The 15,933-nt window shown below is 68.9% G+C and carries 17 protein-coding genes; 12 read left to right on the top strand and 5 right to left on the bottom strand.

Going from position 1 to position 15,933, the window contains the following annotated elements; genetic code table 11:
• Nucleotides 1–245: 245 nt before the first annotated feature.
• A complete protein-coding gene (locus tag RUR_RS28700) occupies nt 246–1,154 on the top strand; it encodes a phosphotransferase family protein (RefSeq protein ID WP_283138341.1) in 909 nt (302 codons plus the stop codon).
• Nucleotides 1,155–1,368: 214 nt separating this feature from the next.
• Here RUR_RS28700 and RUR_RS28695 read toward each other — a convergent pair whose 3' ends face one another.
• On the bottom strand, nt 1,369–2,208 hold the full coding sequence (locus tag RUR_RS28695; protein ID WP_283138340.1) for an alpha/beta hydrolase: 840 nt from the start codon (nt 2,206–2,208) through the stop codon (nt 1,369–1,371).
• Nucleotides 2,209–2,494: 286 nt separating this feature from the next.
• Here RUR_RS28695 and RUR_RS28690 point away from each other — a divergent pair, with 286 nt between their 5' ends.
• The 6 genes from RUR_RS28690 to RUR_RS28665 all read left to right on the top strand — a co-directional run bounded on the left by RUR_RS28690 (nt 2,495) and on the right by RUR_RS28665 (nt 8,034).
• Nucleotides 2,495–3,766: an AAA family ATPase gene (locus tag RUR_RS28690; protein WP_283138339.1), complete on the top strand. Its 1,272-nt coding sequence runs from the start codon at nt 2,495–2,497 to the stop codon at nt 3,764–3,766.
• Nucleotides 3,763–4,374 carry a DUF4276 family protein gene (locus RUR_RS28685; protein ID WP_283138338.1) on the top strand — a complete coding sequence of 204 codons (612 nt, stop codon included), beginning with the start codon at nt 3,763–3,765 and terminating at the stop codon, nt 4,372–4,374. The genes RUR_RS28690 and RUR_RS28685 overlap by 4 nt, the downstream gene beginning before the upstream one ends.
• A 479-nt stretch (nt 4,375–4,853) precedes the next feature.
• A complete protein-coding gene (locus RUR_RS28680) occupies nt 4,854–5,687 on the top strand; it encodes a fumarylacetoacetate hydrolase family protein (RefSeq protein ID WP_283138337.1) in 834 nt (277 codons plus the stop codon).
• A gap of 34 nt (nt 5,688–5,721) precedes the next feature.
• Nucleotides 5,722–6,885: an amidohydrolase family protein gene (locus tag RUR_RS28675; RefSeq protein ID WP_283138336.1), complete on the top strand. Its 1,164-nt coding sequence runs from the start codon at nt 5,722–5,724 to the stop codon at nt 6,883–6,885.
• The gene (locus RUR_RS28670; protein WP_283138335.1) at nt 6,882–7,667 is read left to right on the top strand and encodes an HpcH/HpaI aldolase family protein; all 786 of its coding nucleotides are present in this window, start codon (nt 6,882–6,884) and stop codon (nt 7,665–7,667) included. Before RUR_RS28675 ends, RUR_RS28670 begins: the two co-directional genes overlap by 4 nt.
• Nucleotides 7,654–8,034 carry a cupin domain-containing protein gene (locus tag RUR_RS28665; protein ID WP_283138334.1) on the top strand — a complete coding sequence of 127 codons (381 nt, stop codon included), beginning with the start codon at nt 7,654–7,656 and terminating at the stop codon, nt 8,032–8,034. Before RUR_RS28670 ends, RUR_RS28665 begins: the two co-directional genes overlap by 14 nt.
• Nucleotides 8,035–8,049: 15 nt before the next feature.
• On the opposite strand, the gene RUR_RS28660 is transcribed toward RUR_RS28665, so the two are convergent.
• The 3 genes from RUR_RS28660 to fdxA form a co-directional block, all read right to left on the bottom strand.
• Nucleotides 8,050–8,892, bottom strand: a complete 843-nt coding sequence (locus RUR_RS28660) for an IclR family transcriptional regulator (protein WP_283138333.1) — start codon at nt 8,890–8,892, stop codon at nt 8,050–8,052.
• A 195-nt stretch (nt 8,893–9,087) separates the two neighbouring features.
• On the bottom strand, nt 9,088–10,059 hold the full coding sequence (locus RUR_RS28655) for an NAD(P)/FAD-dependent oxidoreductase (protein ID WP_283138332.1): 972 nt from the start codon (nt 10,057–10,059) through the stop codon (nt 9,088–9,090).
• On the bottom strand, nt 10,056–10,370 hold the full coding sequence (fdxA, locus tag RUR_RS28650) for a ferredoxin (protein ID WP_283138331.1): 315 nt from the start codon (nt 10,368–10,370) through the stop codon (nt 10,056–10,058). The genes RUR_RS28655 and fdxA overlap by 4 nt, the downstream gene beginning before the upstream one ends.
• Before the next feature lie 215 nt (nt 10,371–10,585).
• Between fdxA and RUR_RS28645 the strand changes: the two genes are divergently transcribed.
• The 5 genes from RUR_RS28645 to RUR_RS28625 are packed head-to-tail and all read left to right on the top strand — an operon-like array spanning nt 10,586 to nt 15,031.
• Nucleotides 10,586–11,926 carry an aromatic ring-hydroxylating oxygenase subunit alpha gene (locus RUR_RS28645; protein WP_283138330.1) on the top strand — a complete coding sequence of 447 codons (1,341 nt, stop codon included), beginning with the start codon at nt 10,586–10,588 and terminating at the stop codon, nt 11,924–11,926.
• On the top strand, nt 11,923–12,450 hold the full coding sequence (locus RUR_RS28640) for an aromatic-ring-hydroxylating dioxygenase subunit beta (RefSeq protein ID WP_283138329.1): 528 nt from the start codon (nt 11,923–11,925) through the stop codon (nt 12,448–12,450). Before RUR_RS28645 ends, RUR_RS28640 begins: the two co-directional genes overlap by 4 nt.
• 13 nt (nt 12,451–12,463) lie before the next feature.
• Nucleotides 12,464–13,681: a Dabb family protein gene (locus RUR_RS28635; RefSeq protein ID WP_283138328.1), complete on the top strand. Its 1,218-nt coding sequence runs from the start codon at nt 12,464–12,466 to the stop codon at nt 13,679–13,681.
• Entirely contained in the window at nt 13,645–14,826 is a 1,182-nt protein-coding gene (locus RUR_RS28630; RefSeq protein ID WP_283138327.1) for a zinc-binding metallopeptidase family protein, read from the top strand. Before RUR_RS28635 ends, RUR_RS28630 begins: the two co-directional genes overlap by 37 nt.
• Before the next feature lie 28 nt (nt 14,827–14,854).
• The gene (locus RUR_RS28625; protein ID WP_283138326.1) at nt 14,855–15,031 is read left to right on the top strand and encodes a hypothetical protein; all 177 of its coding nucleotides are present in this window, start codon (nt 14,855–14,857) and stop codon (nt 15,029–15,031) included.
• Here the strand turns inward: RUR_RS28625 and RUR_RS28620 are convergent.
• Entirely contained in the window at nt 15,007–15,786 is a 780-nt protein-coding gene (locus tag RUR_RS28620) for an IclR family transcriptional regulator (protein ID WP_283138325.1), read from the bottom strand. The genes RUR_RS28625 and RUR_RS28620 overlap by 25 nt on opposite strands.
• Between the last annotated feature and the right edge of the window lie 147 nt (nt 15,787–15,933).

Below are 15,933 nucleotides of genomic sequence, written 5' to 3'. Positions count from 1 at the left end.
CACTCGTCCAAGCCCTGCGCGACTATGCCGGTGACCAGCTGGTCAAGGTCGGGATCCATGCCTCCGATGATCGGTGCCTCCGACCCCGCCCGTGATGCGCTCCCCTGCCTCTCTGGGGGCTATCCATGCTGGTCAGGGCTAGGGGAAGTAGTCAGGGAGTTATCCCTGCCTCCCTGCGTCGATCCCTGATCGTCCCTGGATCGTACCGACCGCCGCTCAACGATCCAGAGCCCTACAGTCGTGGCATGGGAAGCCGGAATCGCGGTTGGGCCGCAGGCGTCCGTGACGTGGTGGCCAAGCACCTGCCCGGCTATCGGATCGACTCGTTGGTGCTGCTCGGCGAAGGTGAGGACAACATCGCCTTCCAGGTCAACGACGAGTTGATCGTCCGTTTCAGCAAGGAGTCCGATCCGGCGGGCCGGGCCGCGCGCGTGAACGACGAGGCCCGCCTCCTTGCCGCCGTCGCGGACCTGTCACCGCTACCGGTTCCCGAGCCGAGCTTCATGGTCGCCGACCAGGGCTGCCTGGCCTACTTCATGCTCCCCGGCCTCCCACTGATCGACGTGGCCCTGCCGCAACGATCAACCCACGGCAACTCGATCGCTCTCACGCTCGGCGAGTTCCTCAGCGCGTTGCATGCCGTTCCGGTCAGCCGGATGGCCGACCTGGTGGAAACCGATGACCAGCCGCCGGCTCTATGGCTGGAGGAGGCCGCGCAAACCTACACCACGGTCGCCGGAACGGTGCCGACGGTGCACCGCCCCGCCGTGGAGGAGTTCCTTGGCACCCCACCGCCGGCCGACCGACATGATCTGGTGTTCTCCCACAACGACCTGGGGATCGAACACGTTCTCATCGACCCGGTCGCTTGGACGGTGACCGGGGTCATCGACTGGAGCGATGCCGCGATCGTCGACCCGGCCTATGACTTCGGCCTCCTTTACCGCGACCTGGGCCCCGCCGCTCTTGCCCTGGCTCTTCGCAGCTACCGAACCGACGTCCACGACGTCGGGGCGATCAGAGCGCGCGCAGCCTTCTACGCCAGGTGCGGCGTGCTGGAGGACATGGCCTATGGGCTCCAGACCGGGCACGAGAAATACCTCGACAAGAGCCTGGCCGCACTGACATGGCTCTATCCGGCCGATGCCTGGTAACTGCCCGATCGCCTTGTACGTGTCAGTTCTGCGCGTTGAACTGTACCCGCCCCCTCCAGCGGGACGGCTGGATCCTGAGCAACGCCATCGTGTGGCACAAGCCGAACGCGATGCCCGCAGTCCGTCCCGGACCGGCTCTCAACCCGCTACGAGATATCTTCCTGCTGGTCAAGAAACGCCGGTACCGGTTCGATCTGGACGCCATCCGCGAACCCTACGACGGCGACCGGACGCGACCGTCACGTAGCCATTCGGCGACCGTTTGGATTACCGACGCCTGCCACGCTTGGCTCTGGGGGTTGAGGTATTGCGGGTCGTCGTGGACGGCAAAAGTGTGCTGGGCTCCCTCGACCTCGACCAGGTCGCACGGGGCGGTGAACTGGGGCACTGCGGCGCGGGAAGACTCGATCGGCACAAGGGTGTCTTTGGTGCCGTGCAAGATGAGGGTCGGGGCCTTGATCAAGCCGAGGGCGGTGTGTGGCTGGAGCCAGAAGACCTCGTTGAGGAGCGGCCGGCCGTGCCGCAAGGTGGGGGTGAAGGTGATGGATCCCTGCTCGGTGAGTTTGCGGGCGACGTCTTCGTCCAGGTAGTCGTCATGCCAGTAAGGGCGGCTGTCGATGGTGCGCTTCTTGTAGTCGAGCTGGGGATTGAATAGCACTAGGCGAGACACTTCGTCGGGTCGGTGGGCGGCGTAGTAGCCGCAGATGCCGCCGCCGAAACTCGTGCCGAGCAAGCTGAGTCTGGCGGCTCCGGTGGCCTCGCGGAGCTGCTGGAGCGCGGTGCGGATGTCGTTGAGGATGGTCGACAGGGTCAGTTCTTCTTGTCTGCCTTCGCTCTCGCCATGGCCGCGCAGGTCGAAGCGCAGGGACGCCAAGCCGTAGTCGCTCAAATCGCAGGCCATCCGGGTGAAGAACCCGCTCTCGTGACGCGTCACTCCACCACCATGGACCAGGACGACCGCGTGATCTGAAGGTTCGGTCGGTGTGACGAGTGTTCCGGCAAGGTGGAGGCCGTCGAGCGTACGGAAGGTGATCTCATGCTCGATTGAAGTCACCTACAGCAGGATAGGCACGGCCCCGTATTCGCGGAAGCATCGGTGCGGGCAGAGGGCCGCCGCATGCGGTAGTCCATTCGCGGCCTAGACGCATGATCGTGAAGGGGTCTCCGGAGCCGGGTGCGCAAGTTCGAATCTTGCAGGGGGCACTCGAACACGGTCGCCGATTCGCCAGGGTGCGGGTCGGCGATTTCGTTTGTGCCGGAGAGCGCGTCGTGGGCATAGTCTCTTTCCTGATCAGATCCGGATGGGTACCTCGTGAGTGGCGAGTGGACGGGGAGTCAACGTGTCGACGAATGCGCAGAAGGCGGCGCGCCCATTCGTATCGCGCGTCCGGGTCCAGGGGTTCCGCTCCGTCGCCGAGTGCGATGTCCGGCTGGGGCCGCTCACCGTCTTGGCCGGATTCAACGCCGCGGGGAAATCGAACTTCCTGGACGCGATCAGATTCGTCCGGGACGCTCTCGCACTCTCTCCCACCCGGGCGATCGCGCAGCGGGGCGGACTGGACTCCATCCTCTGGCGAGGTCGTGAATCCGCAGGTGAGGGTGTTGACTCGTTCTCCATCACCCTTGAACTCTCCTTCGCGGGCGGGGACGCCACCTACCACGTGCGCGTAGGCCGGGCTCCGGGGCTCGGCTTTCCGCTCGCCGTTCTGGGCGAGACGCTCATACTCGCGGTAGGGGATGAACGGGCTGAGTACGCCGTCGGTCTCGTCGACGATCGGGAACGTCGGGTAGGCGACGTGGCTCCTGGCGTCAGGCTGGGTCCGGACGAACTCCTTCTGCCCCTACTCGGGCGCTATGCGCCCTACGACATCCTGCTCCAGGCGCTCCTGGGAATGCGGTTCCATGAGTTGGACACTCCCCAGCTCCGCGGACTCGACGACACCCGGGTCCGGCAGGTTCGGCTGGGTGAGCGGGGTGAACATCTCGGGCAGGTGCTCCGGGCGCTCTCCGATGGGTACCCGGAGGTCAAGGACTCGGTCGACGGGTGGATGCGCTGGCTGATCCCCTCCCTGCTGGGTGTGGACCACCGCATGCAGGGCGACTATGTGACCATCCAGGCGCGATTCTGGACCGGTGACCCGAACCTGCCGTTCTGGGAAGCGGTCAACGCCGGGAGGGTCAACGCCGGGGATCCACACGTGGAGGTGTTTGAGAGCGAGCAACTCTCCGAAGGAACAATCCGCGCCATCGGTGTGCTCGCGGCGTTGAACCAGCCGGACGCACTGGACGGCACGATTCCTTTGGTGGCTCTCGAAGAGCCTGAACTGGCCATACATCCCGCGAAGGTCTCGGGTGTCCTGTCCGCGATGGCCGAAGCGGCGAACCACACTCAGGTGATCGCGACAACCCAGAGCTCCGACCTGCTGAACGGCGAGGAAACCGAGTCCTCCACGCTACGGATCGTGGAGATGGACGCCGGGGTGAGCCGGATCGGATCACTTAGCGGACACATGCAGGATGTTCTACGGAAGAACCCGGATCAGCTCCCAGAGTTTCACCGGCAGGGCTGGCTCCGGCCTGTCGGCGACTCCGAAGGGGAGTCCGGGGCATGACAGGGAGCCGGCTGCGCATCGCCGCAATCGTCGAAGGTGACGGTGAGGTCCAGGCCGTACCTGTCCTGCTTCGCCGACTTGTCGCGGAGGTCACGCCCGGCTTGTGGGCCGATGTCGCCATGCCCTGGCGGATGAGCCGGGCCTCAATGGTCGCGCCAGGCGGAATCGAGTCGACTATCAGCCGCATGGCCTCGGATTCGAATGCGATCACAGCATTTCTGATCTTGCTCGACGCTGACGATGACTGCCCAGCCGACCTGGGTCCTCGGCTTTTGCGTCGGGCACAGGCTGCTCGACCGGATCTTCGAGTCGCTGTCGTACTAGCCAATCGCGAGTTCGAAGCCTGGTTCCTGGCCGCTGCGGACTCTCTGCGCGGCTGTGCAGGACTGTCCGTGGACCTGCAGGCACCGGCGGCTCCGGAGCAGCCACGAGGTTGCAAGGAGTGGCTGTCCAACCGTCGAATCGATGGCCGGCCGTACAGTCCGAAGAAGCATCAGACCAGTCTGGTGGCCCAAATGGACTTGCATTCGGCCCGGAAGAACTCACCGTCGTTCGACAAGCTCTGGCGAGACGTCGAGTACCTGATCACAGGGGAGCGGGCAGGGTGACACTTCCCCCGGTAACCGGGGGGTGGCGAGGTCGTGAACGTTTCCTTCACAGGGCCCAGCAGGCAGGCAGGGCCGATCGCGAAGGCGGCGCTGAAGGCGTTTGGGAAGGCGCTGAACGAGGAGTTCGGGCCGCAGGCGTGTGAGCCGGTGTTGATGTTGACCCCAGCGAGACTTCGAGGGTGTGTTCCCGCCCCTGTGCACGTTCGTCCCTTGCCTTGGTGGCGGTGAGGATAACCCGCAGGTCACAGGCCTCGGCGACATGCGCTCGCCCGGACTGCAACGCGGCCGGTCACGACGCCGGAACCTGCGGTGAAGGCGATGTGTCGTCCGTCGCACCGGGTGCTCGACGGGATTCCGGTTGTCGGGGCCGGGCGGAAGCGGCCGGGAAAAGTGGCTTGGCGGGGTCCGCGACGCGCGTCCAAGAGCCCTGAGCTTGCCGCGAGCGTATCGCTTGACAGAACGGCGTCTCGCATTGAAAGATGGCCGACGTGCAGCTGGTTACCACGAAACTCGGTATTGCCAGGCTTGAGGACGAGACGTTTGCCCTGCTTGACACGCCTTTTCCGCATATCGGAGCGGTGATCGAGCAGACCGGTTCGATCAAGACACTGGCGAGCTGCCGGGTGCGCGGGCGGACTCGGCCGGCCGACGCCGAGCTGCTGCCTCCGCTGGGCAGGCCGCGGGCGATCTGGGGGGTCGGACTCAACTACCTGTCCAAGGCGCGGCTCACCGGGCGGGCGGTGCCGACCGAGCCGATCCTCTATCTCGGCGCCCCGTCGGCGGTGGCCGGACCGGGAGCCGTGGTGACCGTTCCGGCACTCAGAACCCGCGAGCCGGACTACGAGGGTGAGATCGCGGTGGTCGTCGGCCGCCGGTTGTACCAGGCCGAGCCGGAGGCGGTCTGGCCCGCCGTCGCCGCGGTCACCGCCGCCAACGACATGACCGCGCGGGATGTCATGCGCGCCACCCAGGCGCCCACGCTGGCGAAGAGCTTCCCCGGCTTCAATCCGCTCGGTGCGTCCGTGTCGGATCCGGAGGACCTCCCCGACCGGGACCGGATCCGGGTGCGCACCTGGGTCAACGGCGAGCTGACCCAGGATGACACGAGCGATGGGATGATCTTCCCGATTCCGGAGCTGCTCGCGCGGTTGTCGTGGTTCGCCGCGCTCGAACCCGGCGACGTCGTGCTCACCGGGACACCGGCCGGCACCGGCCAGGACCGTGGCTCCTTTCTCGCCGACGGTGACGAGATCCGGGTGGAGATCGATTCCGTACTTCCGTTGACCACCGTCGTCGCGGCACCCGCCGGTTGACGCATCCACGACGCCGAAAGACCTGGGAGCCAGGATGTCCGAAACCAGCCAGACCACCTATGACCTCGTCCTCGCGGGCGGTACCGTCGTCGACCCCGCGTCGGGGACGGACGCCCGGCTCGACGTGGCCGTCGACGGCACCGTGATCGCGGCGATCGGACCCGACCTGCGCGGCCGTGCCGCCAAGGTCGTCGACTGCACCGGTTCGACGGTGCTGCCCGGCCTGGTCGAGGGGCACACGCACATTTTTCAGCATGTGTCGAAGGTCGGTGCCCCGGCGGAGGAGGCGCATCTGCGCCGTGGGGTGGTCGCGGCGGCCGACGCAGGGACGGCGGGCGCGTCGACCTTCGCCGCGTTCCGCAAGCTGGTCGTCGACGCCACGGACATGCGGATCGTGAACTTTCTCAACGTGTCGGTCCTCGGCCTCATCGACTTCCGGTTCGGCGAGCTGCTCAATCCCGGCACCCTGGTCGTGGAGGACGCGCTGGAGACGGCGCTGGCCAACCCCGACGTCGTACGCGGATTCAAGATCCGGCTTTCCGACGACGTCGTGGGCGACCAGTGGGAGCCGTTGCTCAAGAAGTCGATCGATCTGGCCGAGCAGGCGCGGCTGCCGCTCATGGTGCACATCGGGGAGACCGAGGAGCCGCTCCCGGTCGTACTCGGCCATCTGCGGCCCGGTGACGTCGTGGCGCACTGCTACACCGGCAAGCCGCACGGCATCCTGGACGGGGACACCGTGCTGCCGGAGGTGCTCGCGGCACGGGAGCGCGGGGTGCTCTTCGACTCGGCCCACGGCAAGAGCAATCTGAGTTTCGAGGTGGCGCGCAGGGCGATCGCCGAGGGCTTCCTGCCAGATGTGCTCAGCTCGGACACGAGCGCCCGCAACTGGCGTGGCCCGGTCTTCGACCTGCTGACCAGCGTCTCCAAGCTCGTCGCGCTGGGCGCGCCCCTGGCGGAGTGCGTCCGGCGCGCCACGGTGGCCCCGGCCGCGATGCTGGGCCTGGACACCGAGGGGTACGGCCGGCTCGAGGTCGGCGGCCCGGCGCACGTCACGGTGGTGACCGAGACCGACGAGGTGGTGCTGCCCGACGCCGCCGGGAACTCGATCACGGCGCCGCGGCTGGAACCGGTGTTCGTGCTGCATCACGGCGCCGAGGTGGACGTCGTCCCGTGGCGCGGCGGCACCGGGGCATGAGCACCGGCGTTCATCGGCTCCGGCGCGAACTTCGGGCCGCGCTGGCCGCCGGCGAGCGGGTGACGGGGACGTTCGTCAAACTGCCGGTGCCCGAGGGGGTGGAGCTCGCCGCCGAGGCCGGGTTCCGGTTCGTGGTCGTCGACCTGGAGCACTCGACCCTCGACGAGAGCGCGGCGATCACGCTGGTACGGCACGCCGACGCCTGCGGTGTGGCCGCGCTGGTCCGGGTGCCCCGGGTGGATCCGCCGATGATCGCACGCCTGCTGGAAAGCGGGGCGGTGGGCCTTCAGCTGTCCATGCTGTGTACGGCCGAGCAGGCTCGGGAGCTCCGCGCGGCCACCCGGTTCGCCCCGGAGGGGAGCCGTTCGATCAGCCTGGCCAACCGGGCCGCCGGTTTCGGCGCCGGTGGCCTGGCCGCCTTCCTACGCGCGGAGGCGGAGTCGCCGCCGCTGCTGGTCGGGCAGATCGAGACGGCGGTGACCGAGCCCTGGCCGGAGGTGGTCGGCGGGCTGGACGTCGTCTTCGTCGGCAGCACCGATCTGGCGGTCAGCCTTGGGTGCCTCCCGGGCGACGAGCGGCTGCGGGCGGCGGTGGACGCGGTCCGCGGTGCGGCGGATCGGGCCGGTACGGCGTTCGGCGGCTGGTCCCCGGGGCTCGCCGCGGCCGGTTCGCTGGGCCTGGCGACCGCGGGGTACCTCGTGGTCGGCTCCGATCTGCAGATTCTCGCGGACGGCCTGCGCGCCGCCGCCTCCCCGCAAGGAGAACCCGATGACATTCCGTAACGCCAAACTCTTCGGCACGGTCGTGAACTGGGACGACATCCCTCAGACCCAGCTGCGCCCGGGTGTCCGGCGCCGGGTGTACGCCACCGACGAGGTGTTGATCGCCCACCATGAGCTGGAGGTGGGCATGGCCTTGAACCCGCACCGGCACGACGACTTCGACCAGTTGGTGTTCATCGCCTCCGGTCTGTGCGACTACTACGTCGAGGGTGTCCCGCACCGCATGCGGGCCGGGTCGTTCCTGCTGGTGCCGCGGGGGGCGGAACATTACGTCGAGCCGATCGAGGCGCCGTGCGTGAACATCGACGTCTTCGTCCCGCCGCGCGCAGACTTCGCGTCGTCGCTGGAATGGATCGACGAGTTGTGACCTGGGACGCGCCGGTCAGCTTCCCGCCCGTCCGCGGGCTCCGGCGGCGGCGGGGAGGTCGGCCGCGGCCGGAGAGGTGTCCGGGTTGCCGAGGCGCCGGGAGAGGGCTCGCGCGGTCCTGAGCAGCGCCGACGCCATCGGGGACTTGATGTCGGTGGGGACGCTGACCGTGGTGCCGACGACGGCCATCGCCGCGATGATCGTGCCGCCTTCGAAGACCGGTGCGGCGATGGTGTGCACGCCGTTCACGGCGGGGGAGTTCACCGACAGCTCGTGCCGCCGGATGACCTCCAGCTCGTCGCGCAGCTCCGGCGTCTTGCGCAGGAGTTTCGGCAGGCCCGGAACCTGATCGCTGGGGAGGAACGCGCAGAACACCCGGCCCTGTGCCGAGGTGGTGAGGTTCAGCCGGGAGCCGGTGCGCACGCTGATCCGGATGATGTGGTCGGTGTTGTCGGCGGAGCGGACCACGGTCGCCGTTTCGCCGTCCCAGACGCTGAGGACGACGGTTTCGTCGACCTCCTTGACCAGCTGTTCCATGTACGGCTCGGCGGCGGTGACGATCGGCAGGCCCGCCCGGGCGGCGGCGGCCAGGGTGAGCACCTGGGGGCCGAGGGAGTACAGGGTGGTGCGCTCGTCGTAGCGGAGCAGGTTGGCCGCGCGCAGCGCCTTGGTGTAGCGGTGGGCGGTGGCCTTGCTGGTGCCGAGGAGGCGCGTGATCTCGTTCAGGTTGAGGTGCGGTTTGCGGACCGTGAACGAGTCCAAGATGAGCGCGGCCCGCTGCACGGTCTGGATGGTCGGCGCTGCGGTGCTTTCCGTGGGTTCGGCCACGTCTTGCGGGTGCGGTGTCTCGGTGTTCATGAGTCCTCGCTCTGCGTCCGACGGGTGCGGGAATGCGGCTGCGGTACGGCCGGCGGCGGTTGCGCCGAGCCTGGCCGTACCTCAGGCTTTGTATTGCATTATGATACGTGATCACGCTATCTGGGATGAAATCGATCGCATCGGCGGCCTGGGAGCGCGCTCCGGGTGGCGCCGGATCATCCGTAGACCGGCACCCTACAGGTCTGAGGAGTGCCCGGGAACGATCGAGAGCGACGGATCCACAAGTGGCGCGATGTGGTTGACCGCGAGGGCCGCCTCACCGAATCCGATCGAGATGAGCTTGACCTTCCCCGCGTAGTCGGCGATGTCGCCGGCGGCGAACACCCGGGGCAGGCTGGTCCGCATGGTCCGGTCGACCAGGATGTGCCGGCGCCGCAGCTCAAGTCCCCACCCCTCGATCGGGCCCAGGTCGGCGATGAAGCCCAGCGCGGCGACGACGGCCTGGGCCGGCAGCGTCTCCCGCTCGCCGCTTCGGGTCGAGACCACGACCGTGTCGAGCACCGGGTCGCCGCCGATCCCGTGCACCTCGTAGGGGGTGAGCACCCGTACGGCCGACGCGTGCAGCTCCTCGACGCTGCGCCGGTGCGCCCGGAACTGCGGCCGGCGGTGCACGAGGGTCACGCTGCGGGCGATCGGCTCCAGTCCGAGCGCCCAGTCGACGGCGGAGTCGCCGCCGCCCACCACCACGACGTCGAGTCCGGCGAGCTCGCTCGGCCGTGGGACGAAGTAACGCAGCCCGCGGCCGTGGTAGGCCGATCCGACAGGTAGTTCCCGGGGGGTGAAGTTGCCGATGCCGGCGGTGATGAGCAGTGCCTTGGCGCGCACGGTCGTCCCGTCGGAGGCCAGGACGTCGATCCCGTCGGGCCGCTCGGCCACCCCGACCGCGCTCTTGCCGAGCAGCATCACGGGCCCCCACTTCGCGGCCTGGGTGTGCAGGGCGTCGACCAGATCCTGGCCGCGTACGGCCGGGAACCCGGCGACGTCGTAGATCGCCTTCTCCGGGTAGAGCGCGGAGATCTGCCCGCCGACCTCGGGCAGCGCGTCGATGATCGCGACGCTCAGGCCGCGGAACCCGGCGTAGTAGGCGCCGTAGAGGCCGGTCGGCCCCGCTCCGACGATCAGCAGGTCGGTCTCGACGTCGCTCATGCGGGGTGCTCGGCGACGACGGCGGGGTGGTCCCGGCCGATCCGGCCGATCTTACGGGCGCCGCCGGGGGAGTCGATCGGGGCGAAGAATTCGGCGTTGATCTGCTCGTAGTGTCGCGCCGAGTCGGGAAGGTCTTGATGGTGGAAGATCGAGATCTCCGGGCAGACCGGCTCGCAGCGCCCGCACTCCACGCACTCGTCGGGCTGGATGTACATCATCCGGTCGCCCTCGTAAATGCAGTCGACCGGGCATTCCTCGACGCAGGACCTGTCCATCACGTCCACACAGGACGGAGTGATCACATAGGGCACGGGATGTGTTCCTCCGGTCTCGGTAGCGACAAAATGCAAGATGATGTCTTTCTATGCGAGACGCATCATCGCAAGCGCCGCTGGTGGCGTCAATGTCCGGTCGCCCTTCGGCGTCTATTGACAAGCCGCGGCGCACTGAGCCAGTCTTGGCGACATGCGAGACGGCGTCTCGCATGAATGGATAGTGTGCAGGAAGGCGGAGTTGCATGCCGCAGGTGAGCCGTGACGAGACCGCCGCACCGATGATCATTGAGGACTGGAACCGGCTGACCTTCCGGGTGAACCGCGCGGCCTACCGGTCCGATGAGGTCTTCGCCCGCGAGCGCGAGCTGATCTGGTTGCGGAACTGGCTCTATCTGGGCCACGAGACCGAGATCGCGAACCCGAACGACTTCAAGGTCCGGACCGTCGCCGGACGCCCGCTGATCTTTTGCCGGGACACCGCCGGCGAGGTCCGCGCGTTCCTGAACTCCTGCCCGCACCGCGGGACGGTGCTCTGCAGGGACACCGAGGGATCGTCCAAGCTCTTCCAGTGCTTCTACCACGCGTGGACGTTCCGCAACAACGGCGACGTGGCGGCCATCCCCGACGAGGCGGCGTACGAATCCGGCGAGAACCTTCGCGAGACGATGCGGCTGCGCACCGTCCCCCGGCTCGCGATCCACGAGGGATACGTCTTCATCTCGTTCGACCCGGACGTGCCACCGCTGCTCGACCACCTCGGCGACGCCGCGGACTACATGACGATGATCGAGCAGCAGCACGTCGGCGGCGTCCAGACCTTGCCCGGCGTGCAGCTGTACGGCGTGCGCGGCAACTGGAAACTCGCCGTCGAGAACGCGATGGACGGCTACCACTTCGCCCCGACCCACAACACGTTCGTCGGCTACCTGCGGGAGAACGGCTTCGCCGTCACCGACGACGACCAATACGCCTACAACCTGGGCAACGGGCACTCACTGCTGGTGCTCACCGGGCACGGCGGCCGGATCAGCATGATCTGGGAGCCGCGCTTCGGCGAGGACGAACGCGTGCGCACCGCCGAGCACCGGGCGGAGATGACCGAACGGCTCGGCGAGCGGCGGGCACACCACGTCGCCGACGAGAGCCACATCCTCTACGTCTTCCCCAACCTGCTGCTCTTCGACATCGAGGGGATGTCCATCCGACAGCTTGAGCCGCTCGGCCCCGGGCGGACCGACGTCCGCGCCTGGCAGCTGGTCCCCCGCCACGAGGATCCCGCCTCGCGGGCCCTGCGGATGAAGACCGTGGTCAGCTTCGTCGGACCCGGGGGCCTGGCGACCCCCGACGACATCGAGGCGTACGAGGCGGTGCAGCGCGGCATCGAGGCGACCGCGGCGGACCCGCGGCCGGGGCTCGACTACAGCGACATGTCCCGGGGGATGGCCGACGAGGTGAAGGGCGTCCGGGGCCGGTCGATCGACGAGGGGGCGATGCGCGGGTTCTGGCGGCATTGGGCAGCCGCGGTCGGCTTCGATCCGCAGGTGGCCGGCGACCGGCCCGCGAGTTTCCTGGAAGGACGTGACGTGCGATGACGGTCCGGTACGGCCACGGCGCGGTCCAGGTCGGCGCCCGTACGGTGGTCCGGTCCGAGGTAGAGGACTTTCTGTACGCCGAGGCCGACATCCTGGACTCCTGGCACTACGACGCCTGGCTCGCCCTCTTCGTGGAGGGCGCCCGGTACGAGATCCCGACGACCGACTACCGGGGCGGCTGGTCGCCGCACGAGTCGGGGTCGTTCGTCACCGACGACTGGGATCTGCTCCGGGCCCGGGTGAAGCGGTTGAAGTCCCGTAAGGCGCACGCCGAGAACCCGCCGTCGCGGACCCACCGGCTGGTGTCCAACGTGCGGCTGTTCCCGGGCGACGACGACGATTCGTTTCGGGTCACCGCGTCGTTCGTGGTGCACCGTGCGCGGGACGGCAGGTTCGACGTCTACGTCGGGCGCTACGAGCACATTCTGGCGGTGGAGGACGACGGCTTCCGGTTCCGGTTGCGCCGGTCGGTCCTTGGCCACGAGGCGCTGCCGGTCGGCGCGCGGTTGAGTTTCATTCTCTGAGCGGGTGGTGACGATGATCAGGCATACCTTGGCGTTCACATTCAAGGACGACGTCCCGGAGGAGGTCCGCGCGTCGGTGCTGGCCCGGCTGGCCACCTTCCCCTCGCGGTATCCCGCGATGCGCGACTGGTCGCTGGGCGAGAACGTCAGCACCCGCGACTCGACCTTCGCCCACTGCATGTCGGTCGACTTCGCGACCCACGACGACCTGCGCGCCTATCTCTCCAGCGACTCCCACGAGGGATTCGTCCGGGAGACCTGGCGTCCGTTGATCGCCCGGCAGGCGATCGTCTCCTACGAGTACCCCGACCGGTCTCCCGCCACCCCGCGGGGGACCGGCGAAACGGCGCGGAGTCCCCGCCCCCGCGGGCCGTACGGAATGGAGTACGCCCGCATCGAGGTCCCCGACCTGCGGGCCGCGATCGAGTTCCTGGAGTACCACGTCGGGCTGCAGCTGGAGGCGCACACCGAGGAGTACGCCTACCTGCGCGCGGACGTCGAACACCACTCGATCGAGTTGATCGGCGCGCCCGAGCGGGAGTACGGCCACACCACGGCCGTCGGCTACAGCGTCGAGAACGGCGACGTGCTCGAACAACTGCGCAAGCGGGTCGCCGACGCCGGGCACGAGGTGCTGGACCTGGCGGAGCGGCAGCGGCCGTTGTGCGACGAGGGGTTCGCGGTGTGCGATCCCAACGGGCTGATCGTCGAGCTGTTCACCGGGTTCCAGGAGTACGCCGAGCCGCCGCACATCGAGATCCGGCCCCTCGACCTGGTGCACCCGTTCATCGCGACGACGAAGTACCAGGAGTCGCTGGACTTCTATACGAATGTGCTGAACTTCCTGCCTTCAGACCAGATCGTCGGGTCGACCACGTTCCTGCGGTGCGAGGACCGCTATCACCACAGTCTGGCGCTGCAGGACAACAAGGAGTACTACGTCGCGCACCTGTGCTTCGCGATGAAGAGCCTCGACCACGTCATGCGGATGCGGGCGCGGGCGCTGTACAAGGGCGCGCCGATCGCCTCCGACATCGTCAACCACTCGGCGTCGACGTCGATCGCGTTCTACATGCACGACCGCAGGTTCGGCCCGCGGTTCGAGTTGTGCGACAGCCACCGCGTCTTCACGCCCGAGGAGCACGAGACCCACCGGGCCCGCAGGATGCCGGCCGACCCGCGCAACATCGACGTGTGGCGTCCGGCCTCCGACGACTGGGGCCGTTTCTGAGTACGATCCCGCGGATTCTCCGGGTCCTCGACGCCACGGCCGCGCCCCGCGGCGGCGAACGGGCGGCCGCCACGGCGCTGCGCGCCTGGTGCGCCGCCCGCTGGCCGGAGATCGACTGGATCGTACAGCCGTACGGGCGAAGCGGCGCGAACCTCGTCGCGACGCACGGCACGGGGCCGCTGCTCTACTCCCATCTGGACACCTCGCTGGACTCCGCCCCCGCCGACGCCGCCGTGACCGGCCGCGCCGACCCGGCCGGGCGCCTTCGGGTGTCCGGCGAACAGGCCGAGGGGTTCGGCTTGGGGGTGGCCAGGGCACCCGCAGCCGCCGCACTCGCCGCCTTCGCCGAGGCCGGGTCGGGAACACTCCTGCTGGCGGGCTCGGGGACCCATCGGCGTGGGTCCGCCGGGACCGGGCTGGAGGCCTACCTCGACGCCTATCCGCCGCCACCCGCGGCGATCGTCGCCAAATCGGGCCCCGCCACCGTGCTCTGGGAGGAGCCCGGCGCCCTCTACCTGCGGGTTCGGCTGACCGGCCGGTACGGCGCGGTGCTCGCCCGCCGTTCTGCGGTCCCCGAGGGCGGCGTGATCGCCCACATCGGCGTCGTGGTGGACGCGCTTGAGGCGTGGTGCCACGGCTACGCGCGGTCCCGGCCGGGCGTGGGACAGGTCGGGGCCACCGCCGGGATCGGGGCGATCCGAGCGGGGCGGCCGGACAAGCCGGACCTGTTTCCCGCGTCGCTGGAGCTCGACCTTTACGTGGTGACCGTGCCCGGCGAGAGTCCGGACGCCCTCGCCGAGGAGGTGGAGCGGCGCGTGCGGACGGTGTGCGCCGGGACGCCGCTGGGAGTCTGCGCCGTGTCGGTCGAGGTCGACGTCGTGCATGCCGCCGCGGCCACGCCGAGGGGCGCCGCGATCGTGACGGCCGCGTGGGCGGCCTGGACCGAGGAGTTCGGGGCCGAGCCGCCGCCGATCACCGGCTGGACCGGCTCGACCGACGGTGTGGTGCTGCGCGGGCGCGGGGTCGACACGGTTCGCCTCGGCCCGCAGGCCGTACCGTCCGAGGACGACCCGCGCCGGGATGTCGTGGATTTGGTACGGCTGGCCGCTTACTCCCGCCTTTACCGGAGGTTGATCGGCGTCTGAGTACGCCTGGGAGGACCGATCCGGACTTGTGGCCGGTGCTTTCGACGCGGTGTCCCCGGTGTTGTCGGGAATCCGGCGCGGAGTCGACACGGTTCGCCTCGGCCCGCAGGCCGTACCGTACGAAGACGACCCGCGCCGGGATGTCGTGGATTTGGTACGGCTGGCCGCCTACTCCCGCCTCTACCGGAGGTTGATCGGCTCGTGAGCGTCTCCCGCCGGGGATGAGCTGCCCAGGTGTTCGGACAGGGCGCGGGCGGCGGCGGCCAGCGCTTTGGCGATCGGTGACCCGGCGTCGTCGGGGACGTTGACGGTCGCGCCGATGACGGCCATCGCCGCGGTGACGGACCCGCTCTGGAAGACCGGTGCGGCGATGGAGCGGACGCCGTTGGTCGAGTTGACGGCCAATCCGGTGTCGCGGATCGCGGCGAGTTCGGCGCGCAGCGCGGGTGAACGGCGAAGGAGTCTGGCCATTCCCGGCACCTGCTCGGCGGGGAGGTACGCGCAGAACACCTTCCCCTGCGCCGTGGTGGTGAGGTCCAGCCGGGACCCGGTGCGCACACTGATGCCGATGGTCCGATCGGTGTTGTCGGCGCAGCGCAGTACCGTGGGCGCCTCGCCGTCCCACACGCTGAGCACGACCGTCTCATCGGTGTCCGCCAGGAGCCGGTTCATGAAGGGCTCCGCCGTCGCGACGATGGGGAGTCCGGCGCGGGCGGCCGCGGCGAGGGAGAGGATGCGCGGGCTGAGCGAGTAGAGCGCGGTCCGCTGGTCGTAGCGGAGCAGGTTCGCCGCGCACAGGGCTTTGGCGTAGCGGTGCGCGGTCGATCTGCTCACGCCGAGCCGGCCGACGGTCTCGGCCAGGGTGAGCCGGGGACTGCCCGTGGTGAAGGCGTCCAGGATCGCCGCGACGCGCTGGACGGTCTGGATGGCCGGGGCGGCGTCGGCGGAGTCTTTCGGCATGGATCCTCCGAACGTCGGCGGGGCGGGGAAGGGAGCCTGGCCGCGGTGAGTCCGGTCCGTCGTGAGCGTGCACTTGATGTGCGGGCTGCTCTCGACGACGGGGTGCCTTGACGCGTGCCACACCGGGCCCGCGGCGGCCCTCTGGCC

Origin of the sequence: Rhizohabitans arisaemae, assembly GCF_025996515.1 — a bacterium.
GTDB classification, from domain to species: domain Bacteria; phylum Actinomycetota; class Actinomycetes; order Streptosporangiales; family Streptosporangiaceae; genus Rhizohabitans; species Rhizohabitans arisaemae.
Note: the sequence above shows the minus strand (reverse complement) of the source record. Positions and strands in the feature narration are given on the sequence as shown.